Source organism: Burkholderia sp. BDU5 (assembly GCF_001522845.1).
Taxonomy (GTDB): Bacteria; Pseudomonadota; Gammaproteobacteria; order Burkholderiales; family Burkholderiaceae; genus Burkholderia; species Burkholderia mayonis.
In genome coordinates, this window is the sequence record NZ_LOWC01000109.1 from 102,737 (window position 1) to 124,643 (window position 21,907).

Below are 21,907 nucleotides of genomic sequence, written 5' to 3' on the forward strand. Positions count from 1 at the left end.
ATGGACTACGCAACTCTCAAAGTCATCTGGTGGCTGCTCGTCGGCGTACTGCTCATCGGCTTCGCGCTGACGGACGGCTTCGACATGGGCGCGGCCGCGCTGCTGCCGTTCCTCGGCAAGACCGACGACGAGCGCCGCATCATCGTGAACACCGTCGGCGCGACCTGGGAGGGCAACCAGGTCTGGCTCATCACCGCGGGCGGCGCGATGTTCGCCGCCTGGCCGCTCGTCTACGCCGCGTCGTTCTCGGGCTTCTACTTCGCGATGCTGCTCGTGCTGTTCGCGCTGTTCTTCCGGCCCGTCGGCTTCGACTACCGCAGCAAGCGCGACGATCCGCGCTGGCGCACGAGCTGGGACTGGGCGCTCTTCGTCGGCGGCTTCGTGCCCGCGCTCGTGTTCGGCGTCGCGTTCGGCAATCTGCTGCAGGGCGTGCCGTTCGCGTTCGACAACGACTTGCGCGTCACCTATCACGGCAGCTTCTGGGCGCTCCTGAATCCGTTCGCGCTGGTCTGCGGGCTCGTGAGCCTGACGATGCTCGTCGCGCACGGCGCCGCGTTCGTCAAGATGAAGACGGACGGCGTGATCGCGAAGCGCGCGTCGATCGCGCTGCGCGTATCTTCGCTCGTCGCGGTCGCGCTGTTCGTGCTCGCGGGCGTGCTGATCGCGTCGTTCATCGGCGGCTTCCAGATCACGCAGGCGGCGCCCGTCGACACCGTCGCGAACCCGCTCCTCAAGCAGGTTTCCGCAGCCCCGGGCCTGTGGCTCGTGAACTACGGGCTGTATCCATGGACGATCGCCGCGCCGATCGTCGGCATCGCGGGCGGCGTGCTCGCGATGCTGCTCGCGGGCTCGAAGCTGGAGAAGACTGCGTTCATCTGCACGGGCCTCATGATCACCGGCGTGATCCTGACGGCGGGCTTTTCGATGTTCCCGTTCATCATGCCGTCGTCGCTCGATCCGAAGAGCAGCCTCACGGTCTGGGATTCGACGTCGAGCAAGCTGACGCTCCAGGTGATGCTCGCCGCCGTGATCGTGTTCCTGCCGGTCGTCCTGCTCTACACGGGCTGGGTGTACCGCGTGCTGCGCGGCAAGGTCACGCCGCGCGCGCTCGAGGAAAACCGGCACTCGATGTATTGACGTTCGGCCGGCCGCCGCGTGCTCGGCACGACGCGGCCGGTTCTTGGCAAGATTCGCAAGGAGTCAGATCATGTGGTACTTCAGTTGGATACTCGGCATCGGCGTCGCGCTCGCGTTCGGCATCATCAATGCGATGTGGCTCGAAGCGCGGCAAAAGCGCGATGCGTAACGGCGGCGCGCGCGTCGGGCCGGCCTAGCGCTGCGTCGGATCGGCAGCGGACGCGAGCGGTCGTCGTTGTTCGCTCGTTCGCTCGTTCGCTTGTCTGTTCCGGGCTCGAGACGCTCGATTCAATGCCGCAGGACAAAGCCCTCGCCGCGCGCGAGGGCTTTTTGTTTCGCCTTGCGCGTGAGCGGGCGCGGTTTCGCGCATAGCCATCGCGGATCAGCAGCGACGCGCCCGGGACGGCGACGCTCTCGTTTTCGTCGCACCTGCCGCCCGCGTCGATGCGATGCCGTTGATTTCGGCGAATCGCTCGCAGCCCGTTTCGCGGGAGATGAACGGCGCGGCGCGCCGCCGATGCATGTCGCTTACGTCTTTCGCTTTCGCTCCTCGCTCCCCCCGCCGGCTTCTTTCGTCGCCGCTCGCTTGCCGCGGCCGCGACTTCTCGGCGCGCGTCTTCGCCCCGCCTTCGCTGAACGCGCCGCCCACCCGCCGCATCGCTCAATCCATCCTTTTTTGCAAAATCCAATTCCAATCAGATTCCAAATTGATACCACTTGAACACCAATCGAAGGTTTCATAAGATCTTTCACACGGCCGCTCACAGGCCGCATCCACATCGGTGGAGGAGGCATGAAGGATCCCCGTTTGGCCGGCATCGTCGCTTCCAACGCATTCGACGCAACCGGCACCCACCGCTTCCGCTCGCGCCGTGCCTCGATGACTCGACCTGAACGTTCGCTGGCGGCTCATCCCGCGCCGTCGACGAATCGCGCCGCGCGGCCCGCTCGTTTCGCGCCCGATGCCTTCGGCGTCGGCTTCGGCATCGGCGTCGGCGTCGGCGTCGGCATCGGCATCACGGCAGGCTTCGCCTTCGCTCGCATGGCCGCGCGCCGCTCATGAACACACCCGCGCCCGCGCGCCGCCGCCCCGACCGGCACGACCGCCCCGAATCCGATCCGTGACACGCGAACGCGCGCGACCGCAGCTTCGTCCTTCCTTTCGTCCGCGCGCAGCCCCCGAGCCTTCCCCAGCAGCTTCCTTGAAAGACCCGATCGCAGCGACGTAATCCCACGGCGTCGTATCGCCGTTTTTTTCCGAGGAATCCCCATGAATCGAATCTCGCATTCCCTGTGCACCGCCTTGCTGGCCGCGGCGGCGCTAGTGCCTGCGGCATCGCGCGCGCAGTTGCCCGCGCGGGCAACTGCGGCCGCGGCGGCCGCACGGCCGTCCACCTCGCCCGCCACGCCCGCCGAGCTCGCCGCGCTGCTGTCGAACGGCCTCGCGGTGCGCGTCTCCGTCGACAACAATCATGCGGCGTCGGCAGGCGTGCCGTGCGCCGGCCTCGGCGCCGATTGGGCGAGTTGCGCGACGGGCCGCCTGATCCTGCAGAACCGCGGGCACCCGCAGATCACCGACGGCGGCTGGCGGCTGTATCTGCACAGCATTCGACGGATTCTCCGGATCGATCGCCCGGGCTTCACGCTGCGCCATCTGACGGGCGATCTGTACGAGCTGACGCCGCAGCCCGGCACGATCAAGCTTGCGCAAGGCGAGCGGATCGAGTTGCCGTTCGTCGCCGAATACTGGCTGCGCCGCTACAGCGACGTGATTCCGCGCCCGTACGTCGTCGTCGACGGTGCGCCGCCCGCGGTGCTCCGCTACGACGACACCGACGACGAGCTGCGCTACGTCGAAACGCTGCCCGCCGACGCGCAGAGCGACTCGCCCGGCAATGCGCCGCCCGTCGCCGCGCAGCCGGTCGCGAGCCGCGCGCTGCCGAGCGTGAAGCGAGAGCGCGCGCTGCCCGGCGCGCTCGATTTGCGCGGCGTCGATCTGACGCTGCCGGAGCTGTCGTCCGCGCAGGTCGCGGCGTTGCGCGATCGCGCGGGCACGCTCGGTCTCGACGGCGCGGCCGTGCCCGTCTGGGGCGTCGTCGCGCCGCGCCGGCTGCCCGCCGACATCGCGGCGCCGGGCGGCTACCGGCTCGCGATCGGGCCACGCGGCGCGTTCGTCGAAGGCTACGATCGCGCCGGTCTGTACCACGGCGTGCAGACGCTCTTCTCGCTCGCGCCGGCGGGCGGCGGAACCGTGCCGGCGATGCTCGTCGAGGACGCGCCGCGCTTCGCCCATCGCGGAATGCACGTCGATCTCGCGCGCAACTTCAAGCAACCAGCGACGCTGCGCCGCCTGATCGACCAGATGAGCGCGTACAAGCTCAACCGGCTGCATCTGCATCTGTCCGACGACGAGGGCTGGCGCATCGAGATTCCGGGCCTGCCGGAGCTGACCGACATCGGCTCGCGCCGCTGCCACGATCCGAGCGAAACGCGCTGCCTGCTGCCGCAGCTCGGCTCCGGGCCGGACAATCGCTCGGGCGGCGGCTATCTGACGCGCGACGACTACATCGCGCTGCTGCGCTACGCGGCCGATCGCTTCGTCGAAGTGATCCCCGAGATCGACATGCCCGCGCACTCGCGCGCGGCCGTCGTATCGATGGAGGCGCGCTATCGCCGCTTGCACGCGGCCGGCCGCGAGCAGGAAGCGAGCGCGTATCGTCTGCTCGATCCGCAGGACACGTCGAACCTGCTGACGGTCCAGTTCTACGACCGGCGCAGCGATCTGAACCCGTGCATGCCGGGCGCGCTCAACTTCGCGTCGAAGGTGATCCGCGAGATCGCGTCGATGCATGCGGACGCGCAAGCGCCGTTGCGCATCTGGCACTTCGGCGGCGACGAGGCCAAGAACATCCTGCTCGGCGCGGGCTTCCAGCCGCTCGACGGCACCGATCCGGGCAAGGGCCGCGTCGATCTCGCCGCGCAAGACAAGCCGTGGGCGCGCTCGCCAGCATGCACCGCGCTGCTGCAGCGCGGAGAAATCAAGTCGATCGACGCGCTGCCGACGCGCTTCGCGAAGCAGGTCAGCGCCGTCGTGAACGCGAACGGGATCGGCGCGATGGCCGCGTGGCAGGACGGCATCAAGCATGCGAACGGACCGCAGGACTTCAGCACGCGCAGCGTGATGGTGTCGCTGTGGGACACGATCTTCTGGGGCGCGTCCGACAGCGCGCGCGACCTGAGCGCGAAGGGCTATCGGACGGTGCTCGCGCTGCCCGACTACCTGTACTTCGACTTCCCGTACACGCGTAATCCGCGCGAGCGCGGCTACTACTGGGGATCGCAGGCGACGGACGAGTACAAGGTGTTTTCGCTCGCGCCGGAGAACCTGCCGCAGAACGCCGAGGTGTTCGGCGATCGAGACGGTAATCCGTTCGAGGTGACGAGCGCGGGTGCGACGCCGCGCATCGAGGGCATCCAGGGGCAGGCGTGGGGCGAAGTGATGCGCAACGGGCAGTTGCTCGAATACATGGTGTATCCGCGCCTCCTCGCGCTCGCCGAGCGCGCGTGGCACCGGGCCGATTGGGAGCTGCCGTATGCGGCCGGCGTGCGCTACAAGCTCGGCGACACGCATCACGTCGACACGGCGGCGCTCGAACGCGACTGGGCGGGCTTCGCGACCGTGCTCAAGCGGCGCGAATTGCCGAAGCTCGAACGCGCGGGCATCGGGTATCGCAAGCCGACGTTCACGCTGACGGGCAAGTGATCCGCGAGCCGGGCGACGCGTTGCGTGCGCGTCGCCCGGCTTGTTCAATTTCAATGCGCGGGTCGAGCGGCACTCGGTCGAGCGGCAGATGTCCGGTTCGGACGCATGCGTCGCTCGCGGCTTCGCGAGGCCCATTGCGGCGCGGCTTCATCGATGGGCCATCTGCCCGGCGCGCCGCGACGCTCGATCGGGACGCCGCCCGTGCGGCGAATCATCGGCTCGGCCAACCGTCGTCGCGCCTGATTTGCCGAAGCGCGTGCTGCGGGCCATTCATTGCATCGCCAACGCGACCGCGGAAACGATGCAGGCGTGCCCCGGCGCCGATCGTCGCGGCGCCATGCCGAGTGCGATGGCCGCTCCCGATCGTCGCTTTCGTCGTGCGACAGGCGCGGCGCTCGCATCCGGAATCGGGCTTCGCTGCTTCGATCCGGCGCGCGGCCGCCTTCTCGCTTGTCCGCTCGCTCGCCGCTTCGCAAGTCGCCACGCCGAATCGCACATCGAATCGCAATGTCTCGCGCATCGTGCAAGCCGCCATCGGCACGCCGGCGATCCATGATGTCGCGCGGCCAAGACGGCAGAAAGCCGCGACGCCGCCCGCGTGCCGTTTCCTTTGCCGTTCGCCCTCCGCAACGCGAAGACCGCCCACGCCGATCGCCGAGCCAAAGAAAAACGGCTTGCGGCAATCGCAAGCCGTTTCCCGTTTGCCGATCGAAGCCGAACCCGCCGCGCGGATTCGGCCGACCCATGTCGCGTCAGGCCGGCTGAGCCGCCGCGCCGCCGTCCGTCGACAGCAGACGCGCTGCGAGTTGCTGCGCGTAGCGCGGCGCCGCCGGACCGCAGACGATGTGGAACGTGTCGCTCGACACCCACGCGACGTCAAGCGTCGCGAGGCGCTGACGATCGACCACCGACGGATCGCGCACGACGATGCGCAGCCGCGTCGCCGCAACCGCGTCGAGCGACGCGACGTTCGTCGCGCCGCCGAACACCGCGAGCCAGCGCGTCGGTTCCGGATCGAGCGGCCCGGCCTGCGAGCCCGCGGCCGATGCCGCCACAGACGCGGCAGGCGCGGCCGCAGCCGCAGCGCCGGCCGGCGCGGACGCCCCCGCGCCGCTGCCGAGCGTCGCGCGAATCTCGTCGGCGATGATGTCCGCCTCCGGCCCGATGATCACCTGCACGCTGCTTCCGCCGCGCTTCAGCACGCCGCGCGCGCCGATCGTGCGCAGATCCGCTTCGGACACCTTGTTCGGGTCGACGACGGACAGACGCAGACGCGTCGTGCACGCATCGACGACCGACAGGTTCGCCGCGCCGCCGAGCGCCGCGATGTAGCGCTGCGCGCGCGGCACGGACGCGCCCGCCGCCGGCGCGACGAAGCCGCCCGACGCGAACGACTGCACTTGCGCGTCGGCGCCGGCCGGCTCGCGGCCCGGCGTCGCCATGTTGAACCTGCGGATGAAGAAGCGGAACAGGCCGTAGTACGCGACGCCGTACGCGAGGCCGAGCGGAATCGCAATCCAGCCCTTCGTCGCCAGCCCGTAGTTCAGCACGTAGTCGATCGCGCCCGCCGAGAACGTGAAGCCGAGCTTCACGCCGAGCATCTGGCAGATCGCGAGCGAAAGCCCCGTCAGCACCGCGTGAATCACGTAGAGCACCGGCGCGAGGAACATGAAGCTGAACTCGATCGGCTCGGTCACGCCCGTCAGGAACGACGTGAGCGCCATCGAGAACAGCAGGCCGCCGACGACCGCGCGGCGCTCCTTCGGCGCTTCATGAAACATCGCGAGGCACGCGGCCGGCAGGCCGAACATCATGATCGGGAAGAAGCCCGCCATGAAGCCGCCGGCGGTCGGGTCGCCCGCGAAGAAGCGGTGCAGGTCGCCCGTCACCGCCGCGCCGCCCGCCGCCGGCGTGAACGTGCCGAACACGAACCAGACGAGCGAATTGATGATGTGGTGCAGCCCCGTGACGAGCAGCAGACGATTCAGGAACCCGTAGACGAACGTGCCGATCGCTCCCGCCGTCAGCAGCCACTGGCCGATCGCGTCGATCGCGTGCTGCACGGGCTGCCACACGTAGCCGAACACGATCCCGAGCACGACGCACGCGAGCCCCGTGATGATCGGCACGAAGCGCTTGCCGCCGAAGAACGCGAGGTAGTCGGGCAGCTTGATGTCTTTGTAGCGGTTGTACAGGAGCCCCGCAACGACGCCCGCGATGATCCCCGACAGCACGCCCATGTTGAGCTTCGGATCGATGTCCTTCATGATCGCGACTTCGATCAGATAGCCGATCGCACCCGCGAGCGCCGCAACGCCGTTGTTGTCCTTCGCGAAGCCGACTGCGACGCCGATCGCGAACAGCAGCGGCAGGTTGTCGAAGATCGCGCCGCCGGCGTCGGCGATCATCTTGATGTTGAGCACGTCCTGCTGCCCGAGGCGCAGCAGGATGCCCGCCACCGGCAGCACCGCGATCGGCAGCATCAGCGCCCGACCGAGGCTTTGTATTTTCAGAAACGGGTTCCCGTCCATTCGATCCTCCAATCCTTATTGTGTCTCGTCGTTGAATAATTGATCAGCCATGTGGGTTGAAACCGAAACGCACGCGATTCGCCTGACGCCGGACGCTCTTCAGTCCGCCGGCCAGATCTCGCGGCTTGCTGCCCTCACCGCCTGCGCCGATTCGAGCGCGAGCAAGTCTTGCGCGCGCTGCCGGCACAACTGGTAATCGAGACGGCGCACCCGCGCCTTGATGCCCGGCACCGACACCGGGTCCACCGACAATTCCGTCACGCCGAGGCCGACCAAGACCGGCACCGCGACCGGGTCGCCGCCCAGCGCGCCGCACACGCCGACCCACTTGCCGTGCTTCTCGGCGCCGCGCACGGTTGCATCGACGAGCCGCAGCACGGCAGGATGCAAGCCGTCCGCGAGCGCCGCGAGATCCGCTTGGCAGCGATCCATCGCGAGCGTGTATTGCGTGAGATCGTTCGTGCCGATCGACAGGAAGTCCGCGTGCTTCGCAAGTTGATCGGCGAGGAGCGCGGCCGACGGCACCTCGATCATCACGCCCACTTCGACGGGCTCCGCGCGGCCCATCGCGCGCGCGAAGTCGTCGATGCGCTTGCGGATGCGCACGAGCTCGCCGACGTCCGTCACCATCGGCAGCAGGATCCGCACCGAGCCGTACGGCTGCACCGCGAGGAGGCCCTGCAACTGATCGTCGAGCAGATCCGGGCGCACCTGCGCGAGACGGATGCCGCGCAGGCCGAGCGCCGGGTTCGGCTCGGGCGGCAGCGTCAGATAGTCGACTTCCTTGTCCGCGCCGACGTCGAGCGTGCGGATGATCGCCGTGCGCCCTTGCAGCGCGTCGACGATCGATTGATAGCTCTGCCGATGTTCGGACGTCGTGGGCGCGGCCTGCCGGTGGATGAACATCAGCTCGGTGCGCAACAGGCCGATCGCGTCGGCGCCGTTGTCGACCGCGACGCGCGCGTCGTCGAGCGTCGCGATGTTCGCGGCGACTTCGATCTTGTGGCCGTCGCGCGTCACCGCGGCTTCGCCCGACACACGCCGGTTCGCTTCGCGCACGCCCGCGAGACGCTGCCGTTCCAGGCGCGCGCGCTCGACGTCGAGCGCGGTCGGCGCGTATTCGAGGCGGCCCGCGCTCGCATCGACGACGACTTGCGTGCGCTCGGGAATCGCATACAGCGCATCGCCGACCGCGACGAGCGCCGGGATGCCGAGCTGGCGCGCGATGATCGCCGCATGCGACGTCGCGCCGCCGCGCGCCATTACGAGCGCCTGCACGCGCTCGCGATCGAGCGACGACAGATCGGACGGCGTGAATTCCTCCGCCGCGAGCACCGCTTCGGCGGGCAGCTCGCGCGCGGTCGCGCTCGCGTAGCCGAGCGCGCGCAGCACGCGCTTGTCGATGTCGCGCAGATCGGCCGCGCGCTCGGCGAGAAGCGCGTCGTCGACGTCGGACAGCACGGCGGTCTGCGCGCGAATCGTCTCGCGCCACGCGTGGCCCGCGCTCTTGCCGAGGCTGATCAAGTCGCGCGCGGCGTCGACGAGCGCCGGGTCTTCGAGCAGCACGCGGTGCACGGCGAAGATGCCGGCTTCGCCGATCGCGCCGCGCTGCGACGCTTCGCGCACCGTCGCCTCGAGCTCCGCGTCGACGGCGGCGAGCGCGCGGTCGAGCAGGCGGCTCTCGGCCGCCGGCGTGCCGCTCGCAAGCTCGGGCGGCGCGATGTCCGCGTCATCCCAGCGCACGAGCGCGCCGACCGCGATGCCGGGCGCCGCGCACACGCCCGCGAGCGTGTTCGGATCGAGCGGCGCGAGCCCCGCCGCCGCGACGACGGGCGCCGGAGACACGATGCGCGCCGGCTTCTCTTCGGCCTCGCCGTGCGCTTCGCGCAGCAGCTCGTGCGCGACGAGCTCGATCGCCTGCGCGGCGTCGCGGCCCGTCGCAACGAGCTCGATCGCCGCGTGCTCGCCCGCGCCCAGGCCGAGCAGGCCGACGACGCTCTGCAGCGCCGCCTTACGTCCCTCGAAATGCACTTCGACGTGCGCGTCGAGCCCGCGCGCCGCTTCGCGCGCGCGCGCGGCAGGCCGTGCATGCAGGCCGCCCGGCTGCGTGAGCGTGATCGACTTGCGCACCTCGGCGGCGACGCTCGCGCCGTCGCCAGCCGCGCCCGCGCCCGCCGCCGCGCCGCGCGCGCGCAGCTTGAGCAGCGGCGTCTCGCCCGCCTTCGCGACGCCCGCGCCCGCGCGCTCGACGACTTCGAACGCATCCGAATTCGCGATCGCGATCACCGACACGAGGCTGTGCGCGGCGCGCGCGATCGAATCCTGATCGAACTCGATCAGCAGATCGCCCGCCGCGACGCGCGCGCCTTCCGCGACCTTCGCCGCGAAGCCGAGGCCGTTCAGCTCAACCGTGTCGATGCCGATGTGCAGCAGGATCTCCGCGCCGCCGTCGGCCGTGATCGTCACCGCGTGGCCGGTGCGCGCGACGTGCGACACGATGCCCGCGCACGGCGCGACAAGCCGGCCTTCGAGCGGGTCGATGCCGATGCCGTCGCCGAACATGCCGCCCGAGAACACGGGATCGGGCACGTCGGCGAGCGGCACGACGGGTCCCGTCAACGGAGCGACCAGCACGGTCTGGTCGTGGGATGCTTGCTTCAACTGTGACTCCTCGGCACGTCTCATGGCTGTCTCGTCTCGTCGGTGATCGTCAGTGCGTTTCGGTGACTTTGTGCAGATGGCGCGGCGCGTCGGGATCGCGGCCGCGTGCGACGGCGAGCTCGGCTGCCATCACGTAGAACGAAAGGATGGCCGCAATCGGATCGAGCGCCGGATGCGCGGTGCGCGCAAGCGGCAGCGTCGCATCGGGCGTGCCCGCGGGCGCGGCGAGCAAAACGCGCGCGCCGCGCGCGCGCATGTCGCGCGCGAGCTGCAGGAGGCCCTTCTGCTCCGGCCCGGGCGGCGCGAACACGAGGAGCGGATAGTCGCGGTCGATCAGTTCCATCGGGCCGTGCCGCACTTCGGCGCTCGAGAACGCCTCGGCCTGGATGCCCGACGTCTCCTTCAGCTTGAGCGCCGCCTCCTGCGCGATCGCGAGGCCGAGCCCGCGGCCGATCACGATCATCCGCTCGACGTCGCGCAGTTCTTCGACGGCGGACGACCAATCGAGCCTGCCCGCCTGATCGAGCGCGTCGGGCAGGCTGCGCAGCGCGGAGACGAGCGCGGCGTCGCGCTGCCAGAACGCGACGAGCTGCGCGGACAGCGACAGCATCGCGATATAGCTCTTCGTCGCGGCGACCGACAGCTCGGGGCCGGCGAGGAGCGGCAATGGGTGCTCGCACGCGTCGGCGAGCGGCGACGGCAGCACGTTGACGGCGGCGACCGTCAGCGCGCCGGCTTCGCGCAGCGCGGTCATCGTGTCGACGAGGTCCGGGCTCTTGCCCGATTGCGAGAACGCGAGCGCGAGCTGGCCCTGCACCTTGAGGGGCGCCTGCTGCAGCGTCGCGACCGACATCGGCAGCGACGCGACGGGCACGCCGAGGCGGCTCATCGTCAGGCTCGCGAAATAGCTCGCCGCGTGATCGGAGCTGCCGCGCGCGACGGTCAGCGCGACCTGCGGCGCGTTCGCGGCGAGATGGAGCGCGAGCGCCTCGACGCGGCGCGTGTCCGCGAGCTGCGCGGCGACGACGCGCGCCGACTCGCGCGCCTCGTTAAGCATATTCGACAATCGATTCTCCTTCGACAAAGGTCGCAGTCAGGTTCAGTTCGCGATCGAACACGACGAGATCCGCCCACGCGCCGCGCTCGATGCGGCCGCGATCGGCGACGCCGAGATAGTCGGCCGCATAGCGCGACATCCGGTTCGACACGTCGGCGATCGGCAGGCCGAGCGACACGAGATTGCGCAGCGCCTGGTCCATCGTCAGCGTGCTGCCGGCGAGCGTGCCGTCGGCGAGGCGCACGCCGCCCAGGCACTTCGTCACGCGCTGGCTGCCGAGCCGGTACTCGCCGTCGGGCATGCCCGTCGCCGACGTGCTGTCGGTCACGACGTACAGACGCGGGATCGCGCGCAGCGCGGCGCGGATCGCGCCCGGATGCACGTGCAGCAGGTCGGGGATGATCTCCGCGTATTCGGCGTGCGCGAGCGCCGCGCCGACGATGCCCGGATTGCGGTGATGCAGCGGCGACATCGCGTTGAACAGGTGCGTGAAGCCGCACGCGCCGTGCTTGAGCGCGGCGACCGCGTCGTCGTACGTGCCGAGCGAGTGACCGAGCTGCACGCGCACGCCGCGCGCGGCCATCTCCGAAATGATCTCGATGTGGCCGGAGATCTCCGGCGCGAGCGTGACGACGCGGATCGGCGCGATCGACAGATACTTCAGCACCTCGTCGAGCACCGCGGACACCGCCGCGTCCGGCTGCGCGCCGAGCTTGCCGGGATTGATGTACGGGCCTTCGAGATGCACGCCGAGCACGCGCGAGCCGCCCGGCGTGCGCACGCGCGCGACGTCGCCGAGATCCGCGACGACGCGCATCAGTTCGTCGCGCGGCGCCGTCATCGTCGTCGCGAGCAGGCTCGTCGTGCCGTAGCGCGCGTGCGTGCGCGCGATCGTCTCGATCGCATCGCCGCCTTCCATCACGTCGGCGCCGCCCGCGCCGTGCACGTGCAGATCGATGAAGCCGGGCAGCACGTATTGCGCGTCGTTCCTCGACGGATCCGTCGCGTCGCCCGACAGTGCGGTGATCCGGCCGTTCTCGAACTCGAGCGTGCCGTGGATCCAGCCTTCGGGGGTGAGTATGTTTCCGGTCAGCATGACGTTCTCTGATATCTGGTGATGCGTATTGGGTCGGTACTGCGTACTGCTGCGAGAGGGCTTGCGGGTCGTCCGGGCTGCCGCCGACAGTCTGTCGTGTCAGCGTTTCAGCTCGGCGCCGAAATCGTAATAGTCGTCACGGCAATAGGTTTCGGTCGTCTCGATCGCGCGCCGGTCGGCGCCGTAACCGATCCGCGTGATGACGAGCAGCGCGGCGCCCGGCGCGATGCCGAGCCACTGCGCGACGTCGGGCGGCGCGTTCGCCGCGCGAAACCGCTGCGACGCGCGCACCACTTCGAGTCCGCGCGACTGCAGGTAGCTGTACAGCGACCCTTCGAGCGCCTGCGGCTCGGGCACGCAGGTCGCGGGCAGCGTCGAGCGCTCGTACGCCATCACGATGCCGTCCGCGCGCCGCAGCCGTTCGAGGCGCGCGACCGTCGCGCCGGGCGAAAGGCCGAAGCACGCGATTTCGTCGCGGCGCGCGGCGCGCAGGCTGCGCGCGAGCCACACCGAATCGGGTGCGAACCCGCGCTGGCGCATCTTCGCCGAAAACCCGACGAGCCTCGACAGCGGATCGGCGACGCGCGGCGTGATGAAGCTGCCCGCGCCGCGCACGCGGCGGATGAGGCCCTGCTCGGCGAGGAGCGCGAGCGCGCGGCGCGCGGTGATCCGCGACACGCCGGCCGCCGACGACAAGCCGCGCTCGGACGGCAGCGCCTCGCCGGCGCACCATGTGCCGCCGTGAATCGCGCCGGCGAGATTGCGGGCGAGCTGCAGGTAGAGCGGGGTGTCGCTGCGGGCATCCAGCGCCAGCGCCGACCAGCCGATATCCATAGGTCTCCGGGTGCGAAAACGGGTGGGCGTCGTCCGAAAGCGAGGCCATTATATAACCAAAATAATACCAGTCAATTTGATCAAAATCGGTACGCCGAATCGCTGGAAAGCGTTGTCGGTCAAAGGTTGGCACGCACCGAAGCCCTTTATTTACAGCATGTTACGAGATAGGTATTTACCCTAACACCCAAAACCGGCCGTCGGACGAACACACCGGAGCAGACTGGATTTTGACGAAATAGAGACCGAAATAGCACCAGTGCTGCGCACTGGTATGCACCGGTCCGCATCAATGGAATTCGCGGCTCTCGGTCCGCAAGCCGGCGATGAGCGGCGTCAGATCCTCGAGATATTGCGCGACGAGATGCCGGACGTCGCTCTCGCACTGCCACACGCCCGATACCGCGAGCAGCCGCGAATCGAGCGTCTCGCGCCGCTGCCGCTCGAGCAGCTCCGGCCGCACGATCACGTTCACGCAGCCCGTCTCGTCCTCGAGCGTGACGAACAGCACGCCCTTCGCGGTGCCCGGCATCTGCCGCGCGGTCACGAGCCCGCATGCGCGCGCGAGCTGGCCGTTGCGGCGATCGCGCAGCGCCACGGCGGACGACAGCCGCCGCGCGTCGAGCGCGGGCCGCAGCAGCGCGACCGGATGCCGGTTCAGCGTGAGGCCGATCGTGTGATAGTCGGCGAAAACGTCGTCGGCCTCGGACGGCGCGCCGAGCGCGGGCTTCTCGGCTTCGTCGATCGGCGCGGCGGCGAGCAGATCGCGCTCCGGCGCCGCGGCGACCGCCTGCCACAGCGCATCGCGGCGATTGCCGGCCAGCGTCGCGAACGCGTTCGCGGCGGCGAGCGCCTCGAGATCGCGGCGCTCGAGGCGTGCGCGGCGCGCGAGCTCGTCGACGCTCGCAAACGGCCCAGCCGCACGCGCCGCTTCGATCCGCCGCGCGGCGTCCTCGCCCAGGCCGCGCACGAGCGACAGGCCGAGCCGCACCGCCGGCTGCCCGTCGGGCGGCATCTCGCCGAGCTGCGCTTCGAGCGACGCGTCCCAGCCGCTTGTCATCGCGTCGATCGGCAGCACCGTCACGCCGTGGCGCTTCGCATCCTGCACGAGCTGCGCGGGCGGATAGAAACCCATCGGCTGGCTGTTCAGCAGCGCGGCGACGAAGATCGCCGGCTCGTGGCACTTGAGCCAGCTGCTCGCGTAGACGAGATGCGCGAAGCTCGCCGCATGGCTCTCCGGAAAGCCGTATTCACCGAAGCCCTTGATCTGCTCGAAGATCTGCTCGGCGAATTCGGGCGGATAGTCGCGCTCGCGCATGCCGCCGACGATCTTGCGCCGATACTGCTCGAGATTGCCCTTGCGCTTCCACGCGGCCATCGCGCGGCGCAGCGCGTCGGCCTCGCCGGGCGTGAAGCCCGCGGCGATGATCGCGATCTGCATCACCTGCTCCTGGAAGATCGGCACGCCGCGCGTGCGCTCGAGCGCCGGCTTCAGGTCATCCTTCGGATACGTGACGGGCTCGAGGCCCTGCCGCCGCTTCAGATACGGATGCACGGCGCCGCCCTGGATCGGCCCCGGCCGCACGATCGCGACTTCGATCACGAGATCGTAATAGTCGCGCGGCCGCAGACGCGGCAGCATCGACATCTGCGCGCGCGATTCGATCTGGAACACGCCGACCGTGTCGGCGCGGCAGATCATGTCGTACGTCGCCGCGTCGTCCTGCGGGATGCTCTGCATCCCGAACGGCTTGCCGTCCCGCTTGCCGCGCCACGCCGTGACCATGTCGAACGCGCGATGCAGCGCGGACAGCATGCCGAGCGCGAGCACGTCGACCTTCATCAGCCCGAGCGCCTCCAGATCGTCCTTGTCCCACTGGATCACGCGCCGCCCTTCCATCGCCGCGTTCTCGACCGGCACGAGCCGCGTGAGCTTGCCGCGGCTGATCACGAAGCCGCCCGAATGCTGCGACAGATGGCGCGGAAAGCCAAGCAGCCGCGCGGCGAGCTCGGCCCACGCGCGAATCAGCGGCGTGTCCGGATCGAGCCCGACCGACTCGAAGCGCGCGAGCAGATCGCGGCTGCCGTCGAACCAGCGATGCGCCTTCGCGACCCGTTCGACGAGCATCGGATCGACGCCGAGCGCCTTGCCGGTCTCGCGCAGCGCGCCGCGCGGGCGATAAGTCGACACGGCAGCGGCGAGCGCCGCGCGGTCGTGGCCGTATTTTTCGTAGAGATACTGAATGACCTCCTCGCGACGCTGATGCTCGAAGTCGACGTCGATGTCGGGCGGCTCGCCGCGTTCGCGGCTGATGAAGCGCTCGAACAGCAGCGAGCTCTTTTCCGGATGCACTTCGGTCACGCCGAGGCAAAAGCAGACGACGGAGTTCGCGGCCGACCCACGCCCCTGGCACAGGATGTCGCGGCTGCGCGCATATTGGACGACGTCGTAGACCGTCAAAAAATACGGCTCGTATTTCAGCTCGGCGATCAGCTCGAGCTCGTACCGGATCCTCTCCTGCACCGTGTCCGGCACGCCGTGCGGATAGCGCTTGCGCGCGCCCGCCCAGGTTTCCCGCCGCAGGTAGCTCGTCGGCGTATGGCCTTCGGGCACGAGCTCGCGCGGATATTCGTAGCGCAGTTCGTCGAGCGAGAAGTCGCACGCGTCGAGTATCCGGCACGTCTCCGCGATCGCCTCGGGCGGAAACAGCTGCGCGATCCGCTGACGCATGCGCAGGTGCTGCTCCGCGTTCGGCGCGAGCGCGTAGCCGCATTCGGCGATCGGCGCCCCGAGCCGGATCGCCGTCATCGCATCCTGCAGCGGCTTGCACGAGCGCGCGTGCATCGTCACGTCGCCGAGCGCGACGATGTGCATCCCGCACCGCTCGCCCGCCGCCCGGATCTCCTCGCGATGCGCGCCGTCGAGCGCGCGCTGCAGTTGCACGAGCCCGAGCCGCGCGCGTTCGCCGAACAGCGCATCGAACCACGCGAGCTGCGCATCGAGCATGTCGGCGCGCGCCGGATACGTCGGCACGAGAATCGCAAAGCAGTCGGGCACGCCGCGCAGATGCGCGAATTTCGACGGCGGCGCGGCCAGCATCCGCGGCGTGAGCCGGTAGGTGCCCTTCGGCGCGTCCATCCGCCGCCACGAAATCAGCTCGGACAAGTTGCCGTAGCCTTCGCGATTCCGCGCGAGCAGCACGAGGCCGAATGCGCCGGGGCCCGGATCGCGTCCCGGCGCGACGTCGTCAGGCGTCACGCCGAAGTACGCGCCGACGACGAGCGGCAGCCCCTTCGCGTTCGCCGCGACGTGCATGCGCGGCGCGCCGGCGAGCGAGCATTCGTCGGTGATCGCGATGCCGCGATAGCCGTGCGCCTTCGCCTGCTCGACGAGCTCGTCCGCCGACGACGCGCCGTGCAGGAACGAGAAATTCGACCGGCAGAACAGCTCCGCGTAGTCGGGCAGGATCTTGGATGCCGCGTCCATGCCGCTCACCCGAACAGGCCGTGCAGGAACCAGCACTGCCCCGCCGCGCCGCTGCCGCGCTCCTGGTAGACCCAGTAGCACGCGCCGTCGTCGTCCTGCGCGACGCGATAGTCGCGCGCGACGAGCTGGCCGTCGAACCAGCCCGCCTCGATTCGCTCGATCGACGACACGAACTTGAGCGGCGTGCGATAGACCGGCCAGTTCTCGCGCATCACGAGCGGCAGCGGCTCCGCGAGCAGCCACGCGGGACGCGGCGGCGCGACGGGCGGCGCGGCCGGCTTGCCGGCCGGCGCGTCGAGCGGCAGCCAGCGGTTCGCCGCCTCGGGCCGGTGATCGGCGACGGGCGCCGCGCGCAGCACGTTGTCCGCGCCGAGCCGCGCGGTCAGGAGTTCGACGAGCCGTGCGCGCGCCTCGCGAGTACCGCCCGGCTCGGGGAACAGATCGTCGGCGGGCGGCGTGACCGATTCGACGCGCGTGACGGTCAGGCGCACCGCGATCACCGCGGCTGGCAACGTGACGCGCGCGAGCCGCTCGCCGAGAACGCGCATGAAGTGCGTCTCGTCGCGCGCGGGCTCGGCGAACGCGAGCTCGAGCGACGTCGGCGGCACCGCCTGGCGGCCGCGCTCGTGCTCGAGCGCAAACGTCATCGCCGACAGCGACAGGTGCCGCGCGGCGAGCCAGCCGCATAGCTGCACGACGAGCCGCCGCGAGACGAACAGCACCGCCTCCGCATATTCGACGCGCTCCGGCAATTCGAGCCGCGCGTCGAACACGGGCGGCGCCGGCATCCATGCGAGCGGCTCCGCGACGTCGCCGTACGCGCGATCGAGCGCGGCAACGAGCGCGGGACCGCAGCGGCGCGTGAGCCCCGCGCGCGGCAGGCGGCGCAGGTCGGCGAGCGTGCGGCAGCCGAGGCCGTCGAACCAGCCGGCGTACGGGCGCGCGTCGGGCAGCAGCTCGCACGGCAGCGCATCGAGCGCGCGCACGAGCGACGCCGTCCGCACGATCCGCCGCCGCGTGCGCGGCCGGCCCGGTGCGCGCGCGAGCAGCCACGCGCCGCGCCCGGTCGGCGCGGCGGCAAGACGCGCCGCGTAGCCGAGCGTGGTGAGCGTCGCGCGCACCTGCCGGCACAGCGACGGCAGGCCGCCGAACAGCCGCAGGCTCGCGCCGACGTCGACGACGAGCGTCGCTTCGTCGTCGAGCGCGACGCACGGCGAGAAGCGCAAGAGCGCGAGCGCGACCGCACGCAGCGCATCAGCCTCGCGCGCCGGATCGCGCTCGACGAGCCGCGCGCCTGGCGCGAGCGTCAGCACGCCGCCGCGCTTCATGCCGGCGCGCACGCCGCGCGCGCGCGCGGCCGAATCGGCGACCAGCACGACGCCCTGTTCGAGCACCGCGCAGCCGTCGCCGCCGTCAGGCGACGACGGCGCGCACACGTCGAGCGGCAGGCGCGGCAGATGGATGCCGAGCAAGACGCGCATAACGGCTCTCCACGATGGGCGACGGCAACTCGAGCGGGAGCGGCTCGCCGCGCGCCGGCCCGCGGCGCTTGACGATCTCGACCGACACGCCGCCCGGCGACGGATGCAGCGCGACACGCAGCACCGCGGGCGACGGCTGCCGCGCGGCCGCAAGCGGCCGGAACATCACGAACAGCGTGTCGCCCGCGCGCGCGGCGGCGAGATGCAGGCGGCGCAACGCATCGGCGCGCGTGTTCTGCTGCCACAGCAGGAGCGCGCCGCAGCAGCCGGTCTTGAGCGCCTGCTCGGCCGCCCACAGCGCATCCGCGCCGCTGTCCGCGCGCAGCCACAGCATCGCGTCGAGCGGCACGCCGAGGCCGGTGAGCGCGCACGCATGCGGCGATTGCGGCGGCGCGACGAACGCGAGCGGCCGCCGCGCGCTGCCGGTCGCAGCGAGCGCGGGCGCGAGCACGCGCATCTCGCCGCAGCCCGCGTGCGGCACGAGCAGCTCGACGAGCCCGCCGACCGGCCAGCCGCCCCCCGGCAGCTCGGCCGACAGCGCCGCATAACCGGTGTCGACCGTGCGCGGACCGCCGCGCGCGAGCTGGGAGCCGCGCCAGAGCGACGGATGCAGCGATTCGAGGGAAAGGGAGGAGGCGGACATCGCGTTGCCGATAACTGTATATTTGTACAGTATATGGCAACGCCTCCGCGACGCACAGCAACCGATGCGAAACCGGCCTTTCGTCAGAGGATCGGGTGGAAAAATCGAATCGGAACCCGCGGAGCGCTACGGCAACGAGCCTCCGCTGTCCCGCTCCAGACAGCCGCAGGACAGCCGCTCGGAATTGCCCGCATCGGCAAGCCGCGACACCCGCTCGCACGAAGTCGCGGCGGCCGGAAACGCAAAATCCCCGCCGCCGCACCGGTCGAAACGAAACCGCCGCACCCGGAACCCGAGAACGGACGGCTTGCCCCGCGTCGCACGCCGCCGCCCCTTCGCCGCCCCGAATGCCGCGCGCAACGCCGCCGCGTCCCCGTCCCGCCGCCGAACGTCAGCCGAGCAGCAACGCGTCGTCGTCGAGCTTCTCATGTCGCGTCTTCTCGAACAGTTTCAGCAGATCGGGCACGTCGAGCCCGCGGCGCTCGTCGCCGGACACGTCGAGCACCACCTGCCCCTGATGCAGCATCACCGTGCGATCGCCGTAATCGAGCGCCTGCCGCATGCTGTGCGTGACCATCATCGTCGTCAGCTTGCTCTCGGCGACGATTCGCGCCGTCAGCTCCAGCACGAACGCTGCCGTCTTCGGATCGAGCGCGGCCGTGTGCTCGTCGAGCAGCAGGATCCGCGACGGCTGCAGCGACGCCATCAGGAGGCTCACCGCCTGCCGCTGCCCGCCCGACAACAGGCCGATGCGGTCGGCGAGCCGGTTCTCGAGCCCGAGATTCAACAGCCGCAGCTTGTCGCGAAACAGCTCGCGCGACGCGCGGTTCAGCGACGGCCGAAAGCCGCGCCGCGCGCCGCGCGCCATCGCGAGCGACATGTTCTCCTCGATCGTCAGCGCTTCGCAGGTGCCAGCCATCGGATCCTGGAACACGCGCGCGACAAGTGGCGCGCGGCCCCACGCGGGCTTGCGCGTGACGTCGACGCCGTCGATCGTGATTTGCCCCGAATCGACCGGCTGATCGCCGCTCACCGCGTTCAGGAACGTCGACTTGCCGGCGCCGTTCGAGCCGATGACCGTGACGAATTGGCCGTTCGGGATGTCGAGCGACAGCCCTCGCAGCGCGCGCGTCTCGATCGGCGTGCCGGGGTTGAACGTGAGCTTCAGGTCTTGTGCGGACAGCATTTACACCCCTCCCGTCTTGCGGGCGAACAGCTTCTTGCGCGTCGCGGGCAGCACGAGCGCAACCGTCACGAGCACGGCCGTCACGAGGTTCAGGTCCTGCGCCTTCAGGCCGATGAACTCGCTGTTGAGCGCGAGCGCGATGAAGAAACGATAGAGGATCGCGCCGAGCACGACGGCGAGCGTCGTGAGGAAGAGCCGCCGCGCGGGCAGCAGCGTCTCGCCGATGATCACGGCGGCGAGCCCGATCACGATCGTGCCGATCCCCATCGAGATGTCCGAGCCGCCCTGCGTCTGCGCGAACAGCGCGCCCGCGAGCGCGACGAGCGCGTTCGACAGCGCCATCCCGGACAGCGTCGCGCGGCCGGTCGCGATGCCTTGCGCGCGCGCCATCCGCGGATTCGCGCCCGTCGCGCGCATCGCGAGCCCCAGCTGCGACGAGAAGAACCAGTCGAGCCCGAGCTTCGCGACCACGACGACGACGAACAACAGCGCCGGCCGCAGCACGTAGTCGGGCATCCAGTCGGGCTGCAGCACCGTGAAGATCGTGGGCTCGGTGATGAGCGGCACGTTCGGCCGCCCCATGATCCGCAGGTTCACCGAATAGAGCGCGATCATCATCAGGATGCTCGCGAGCAGATCCATGATCTTCAGGCGCACGTTGAGCCAGCCGGTGACGAAGCCCGCGCACGCGCCTGCGGCGATCGCGACGAGCGTCGACGTGAACGGATCGTGGCCCGCGGAGATCAGCGTCGCGGCGACCGCGCCGCCGAGCGGAAAGCTGCCGTCGACGGTCAAGTCGGGAAAGTTGAGGATGCGAAACGAGATCAGCACCCCGAGGGCGACGAGGCTGAAGATGAGGCCGATCTCCAGCGCGCCCAGAAGAGAGAAAAGAGACATGGTGGGGAAATCCTGTTGCTGCGTGCCGGGTGGGACGGGACGGCGCGCGGCGGCGGCGCCCGACCCGGCCCGAGCCCGTGGGCCGCGCGCAGCGAGCGGCCCGCCGAGGCCCGCCGAACGAGCACCCTCGTTCGGCGGGCGCCGGCTCGCGCGCTCGCGTTACTTGATGACCGTCTTCGCCTCTTTGACGAGATCGGGCGCGAGCGTCACGCCCTGCTTCGCGGCCGCGTCGGCGTTGACGAACAGCTCGAGGTTGCTGCTCGTCTCGGACGCGATCGCCCCCGGCTTCTCGCCCTTCAGGATCCGCGCGACGACCTTGCCCGTCTGCCGGCCGAGGTCGCCGTAGTTGATGCCGAGCGCCGCGACGCCGCCGCGCTTCACGCTGTCGGTGTCGCCCGCGACGAGCGGGATCTTCGCCTCGTTCGCGACCTTCACGAGCGATTCGTACGCGGACACGACGTTGTTGTCGGTATTCGTGTAGATCACGTCGACCTTGCCGATCAGGCTCTTCGCGGCGGGCGCGATGTCGACGGTGCGCGGCGCGGCGGCTTCCTTGAGCGCCATCCCCTGCTTCGCGAGGATCTCCTTCAGCGCCTTCACGACGACGACCGAATTCGCCTCGCCCGGGCTGTAGACCATGCCGACCGTCTTCGCCTTCGGCACGACGCGCTTGATGAGCGCCACTTGCCTGTCGAGCGGCAGCTTGTCGGACACGCCCGTCACGTTGGTGCCCGTCGGTCCCCAGCCCTTGACGAGCTGCGCGGCGACAGGATCGGTCACGCCCGTATAGACGACGGGCACGCTCTTCGTCGACGCGACGACGGCCTGCGCGGCGGGCGTCGCGATCGCGACGATCACGTCGGGACGATCGCCGATGAACTTGCGGGCGATCTGCGCGGCGGTGCCGGTGTTGCCCTGCGCGCTCTGGTATTCCCACTTGAGCTTGTCGTCGCCGTAGCCCTCGGCCTTCAGCTCCGCGCGCACGCCGTCGCGGATCGCGTCGAGCGCCGGATGATCGACGATCGACAGCACCTTGACGGTCTGCGCGTGCACGGCGCCGGCGCCGAGCATCGCGAACGCCGCGACGCCCGCCGCGATCGAATGAGCGGCAACGATCTTGAATCGCTTCATGAG

Annotated in this window: 15 protein-coding genes; 4 read left to right on the forward strand and 11 right to left on the reverse strand. The window is 70.0% G+C overall.

Translation table 11 applies throughout. The features are described from left to right. The 4 genes from cydB to WS69_RS16545 all read left to right on the forward strand — a co-directional run bounded on the left by cydB (window position 1) and on the right by WS69_RS16545 (window position 4,900). Complete coding sequence (gene cydB / locus WS69_RS16530) at window positions 1-1,137, forward strand: cytochrome d ubiquinol oxidase subunit II (protein WP_059471797.1); 1,137 nt, start codon at window positions 1-3, stop codon at window positions 1,135-1,137. A gap of 70 nt (window positions 1,138-1,207) precedes the next feature. Continuing rightward, on the forward strand, window positions 1,208-1,306 hold the full coding sequence (gene cydX / locus WS69_RS16535) for a cytochrome bd-I oxidase subunit CydX (RefSeq protein ID WP_004550904.1): 99 nt from the start codon (window positions 1,208-1,210) through the stop codon (window positions 1,304-1,306). 624 nt (window positions 1,307-1,930) lie between these two features. Beyond that, window positions 1,931-2,200, forward strand: a complete 270-nt coding sequence (locus tag WS69_RS33425) for a hypothetical protein (RefSeq protein ID WP_156438187.1) — start codon at window positions 1,931-1,933, stop codon at window positions 2,198-2,200. Between the two features lie 207 nt (window positions 2,201-2,407). Next, window positions 2,408-4,900: a family 20 glycosylhydrolase gene (locus WS69_RS16545; protein WP_059471799.1), complete on the forward strand. Its 2,493-nt coding sequence runs from the start codon at window positions 2,408-2,410 to the stop codon at window positions 4,898-4,900. Window positions 4,901-5,652: 752 nt separating this feature from the next. On the opposite strand, the gene nagE is transcribed toward WS69_RS16545, so the two are convergent. The 11 genes from nagE to WS69_RS16605 all read right to left on the reverse strand — a co-directional run bounded on the left by nagE (window position 5,653) and on the right by WS69_RS16605 (window position 21,904). Continuing rightward, window positions 5,653-7,431, reverse strand: a complete 1,779-nt coding sequence (nagE, locus tag WS69_RS16555; RefSeq protein WP_059471801.1) for an N-acetylglucosamine-specific PTS transporter subunit IIBC — start codon at window positions 7,429-7,431, stop codon at window positions 5,653-5,655. 99 nt (window positions 7,432-7,530) lie between these two features. Beyond that, the gene (gene ptsP / locus WS69_RS16560) at window positions 7,531-10,116 is read right to left on the reverse strand and encodes a phosphoenolpyruvate--protein phosphotransferase (RefSeq protein WP_059471802.1); all 2,586 of its coding nucleotides are present in this window, start codon (window positions 10,114-10,116) and stop codon (window positions 7,531-7,533) included. Window positions 10,117-10,141: 25 nt separating this feature from the next. Then, on the reverse strand, window positions 10,142-11,149 hold the full coding sequence (locus WS69_RS16565) for an SIS domain-containing protein (protein ID WP_059471803.1): 1,008 nt from the start codon (window positions 11,147-11,149) through the stop codon (window positions 10,142-10,144). Next, window positions 11,142-12,245, reverse strand: a complete 1,104-nt coding sequence (nagA, locus tag WS69_RS16570) for an N-acetylglucosamine-6-phosphate deacetylase (protein ID WP_059471804.1) — start codon at window positions 12,243-12,245, stop codon at window positions 11,142-11,144. The genes WS69_RS16565 and nagA overlap by 8 nt, the downstream gene beginning before the upstream one ends. 99 nt (window positions 12,246-12,344) lie before the next feature. Further along, a complete protein-coding gene (locus WS69_RS16575) occupies window positions 12,345-13,079 on the reverse strand; it encodes a GntR family transcriptional regulator (protein ID WP_059471805.1) in 735 nt (244 codons plus the stop codon). 289 nt (window positions 13,080-13,368) lie between these two features. Continuing rightward, window positions 13,369-16,566 carry an error-prone DNA polymerase gene (locus tag WS69_RS16580; protein WP_059471806.1) on the reverse strand — a complete coding sequence of 1,066 codons (3,198 nt, stop codon included), beginning with the start codon at window positions 16,564-16,566 and terminating at the stop codon, window positions 13,369-13,371. 5 nt (window positions 16,567-16,571) lie between these two features. Continuing rightward, window positions 16,572-18,047 (reverse strand): Y-family DNA polymerase, encoded by a 1,476-nt coding sequence (locus WS69_RS16585; protein ID WP_059471807.1) that lies wholly within the window; start codon window positions 18,045-18,047, stop codon window positions 16,572-16,574. Next, window positions 17,980-18,690, reverse strand: a complete 711-nt coding sequence (imuA, locus tag WS69_RS16590; protein ID WP_059471808.1) for a translesion DNA synthesis-associated protein ImuA — start codon at window positions 18,688-18,690, stop codon at window positions 17,980-17,982. The genes WS69_RS16585 and imuA overlap by 68 nt, the downstream gene beginning before the upstream one ends. Window positions 18,691-19,081: 391 nt before the next feature. Next, a complete protein-coding gene (locus WS69_RS16595) occupies window positions 19,082-19,876 on the reverse strand; it encodes an ABC transporter ATP-binding protein (protein WP_059471809.1) in 795 nt (264 codons plus the stop codon). After that, the gene (locus WS69_RS16600; protein WP_059471810.1) at window positions 19,877-20,773 is read right to left on the reverse strand and encodes an ABC transporter permease; all 897 of its coding nucleotides are present in this window, start codon (window positions 20,771-20,773) and stop codon (window positions 19,877-19,879) included. It lies immediately after the preceding gene. Window positions 20,774-20,932: 159 nt separating this feature from the next. Next, a complete protein-coding gene (locus WS69_RS16605) occupies window positions 20,933-21,904 on the reverse strand; it encodes an ABC transporter substrate-binding protein (RefSeq protein ID WP_059471811.1) in 972 nt (323 codons plus the stop codon). Window positions 21,905-21,907 lie beyond the last annotated feature (3 nt).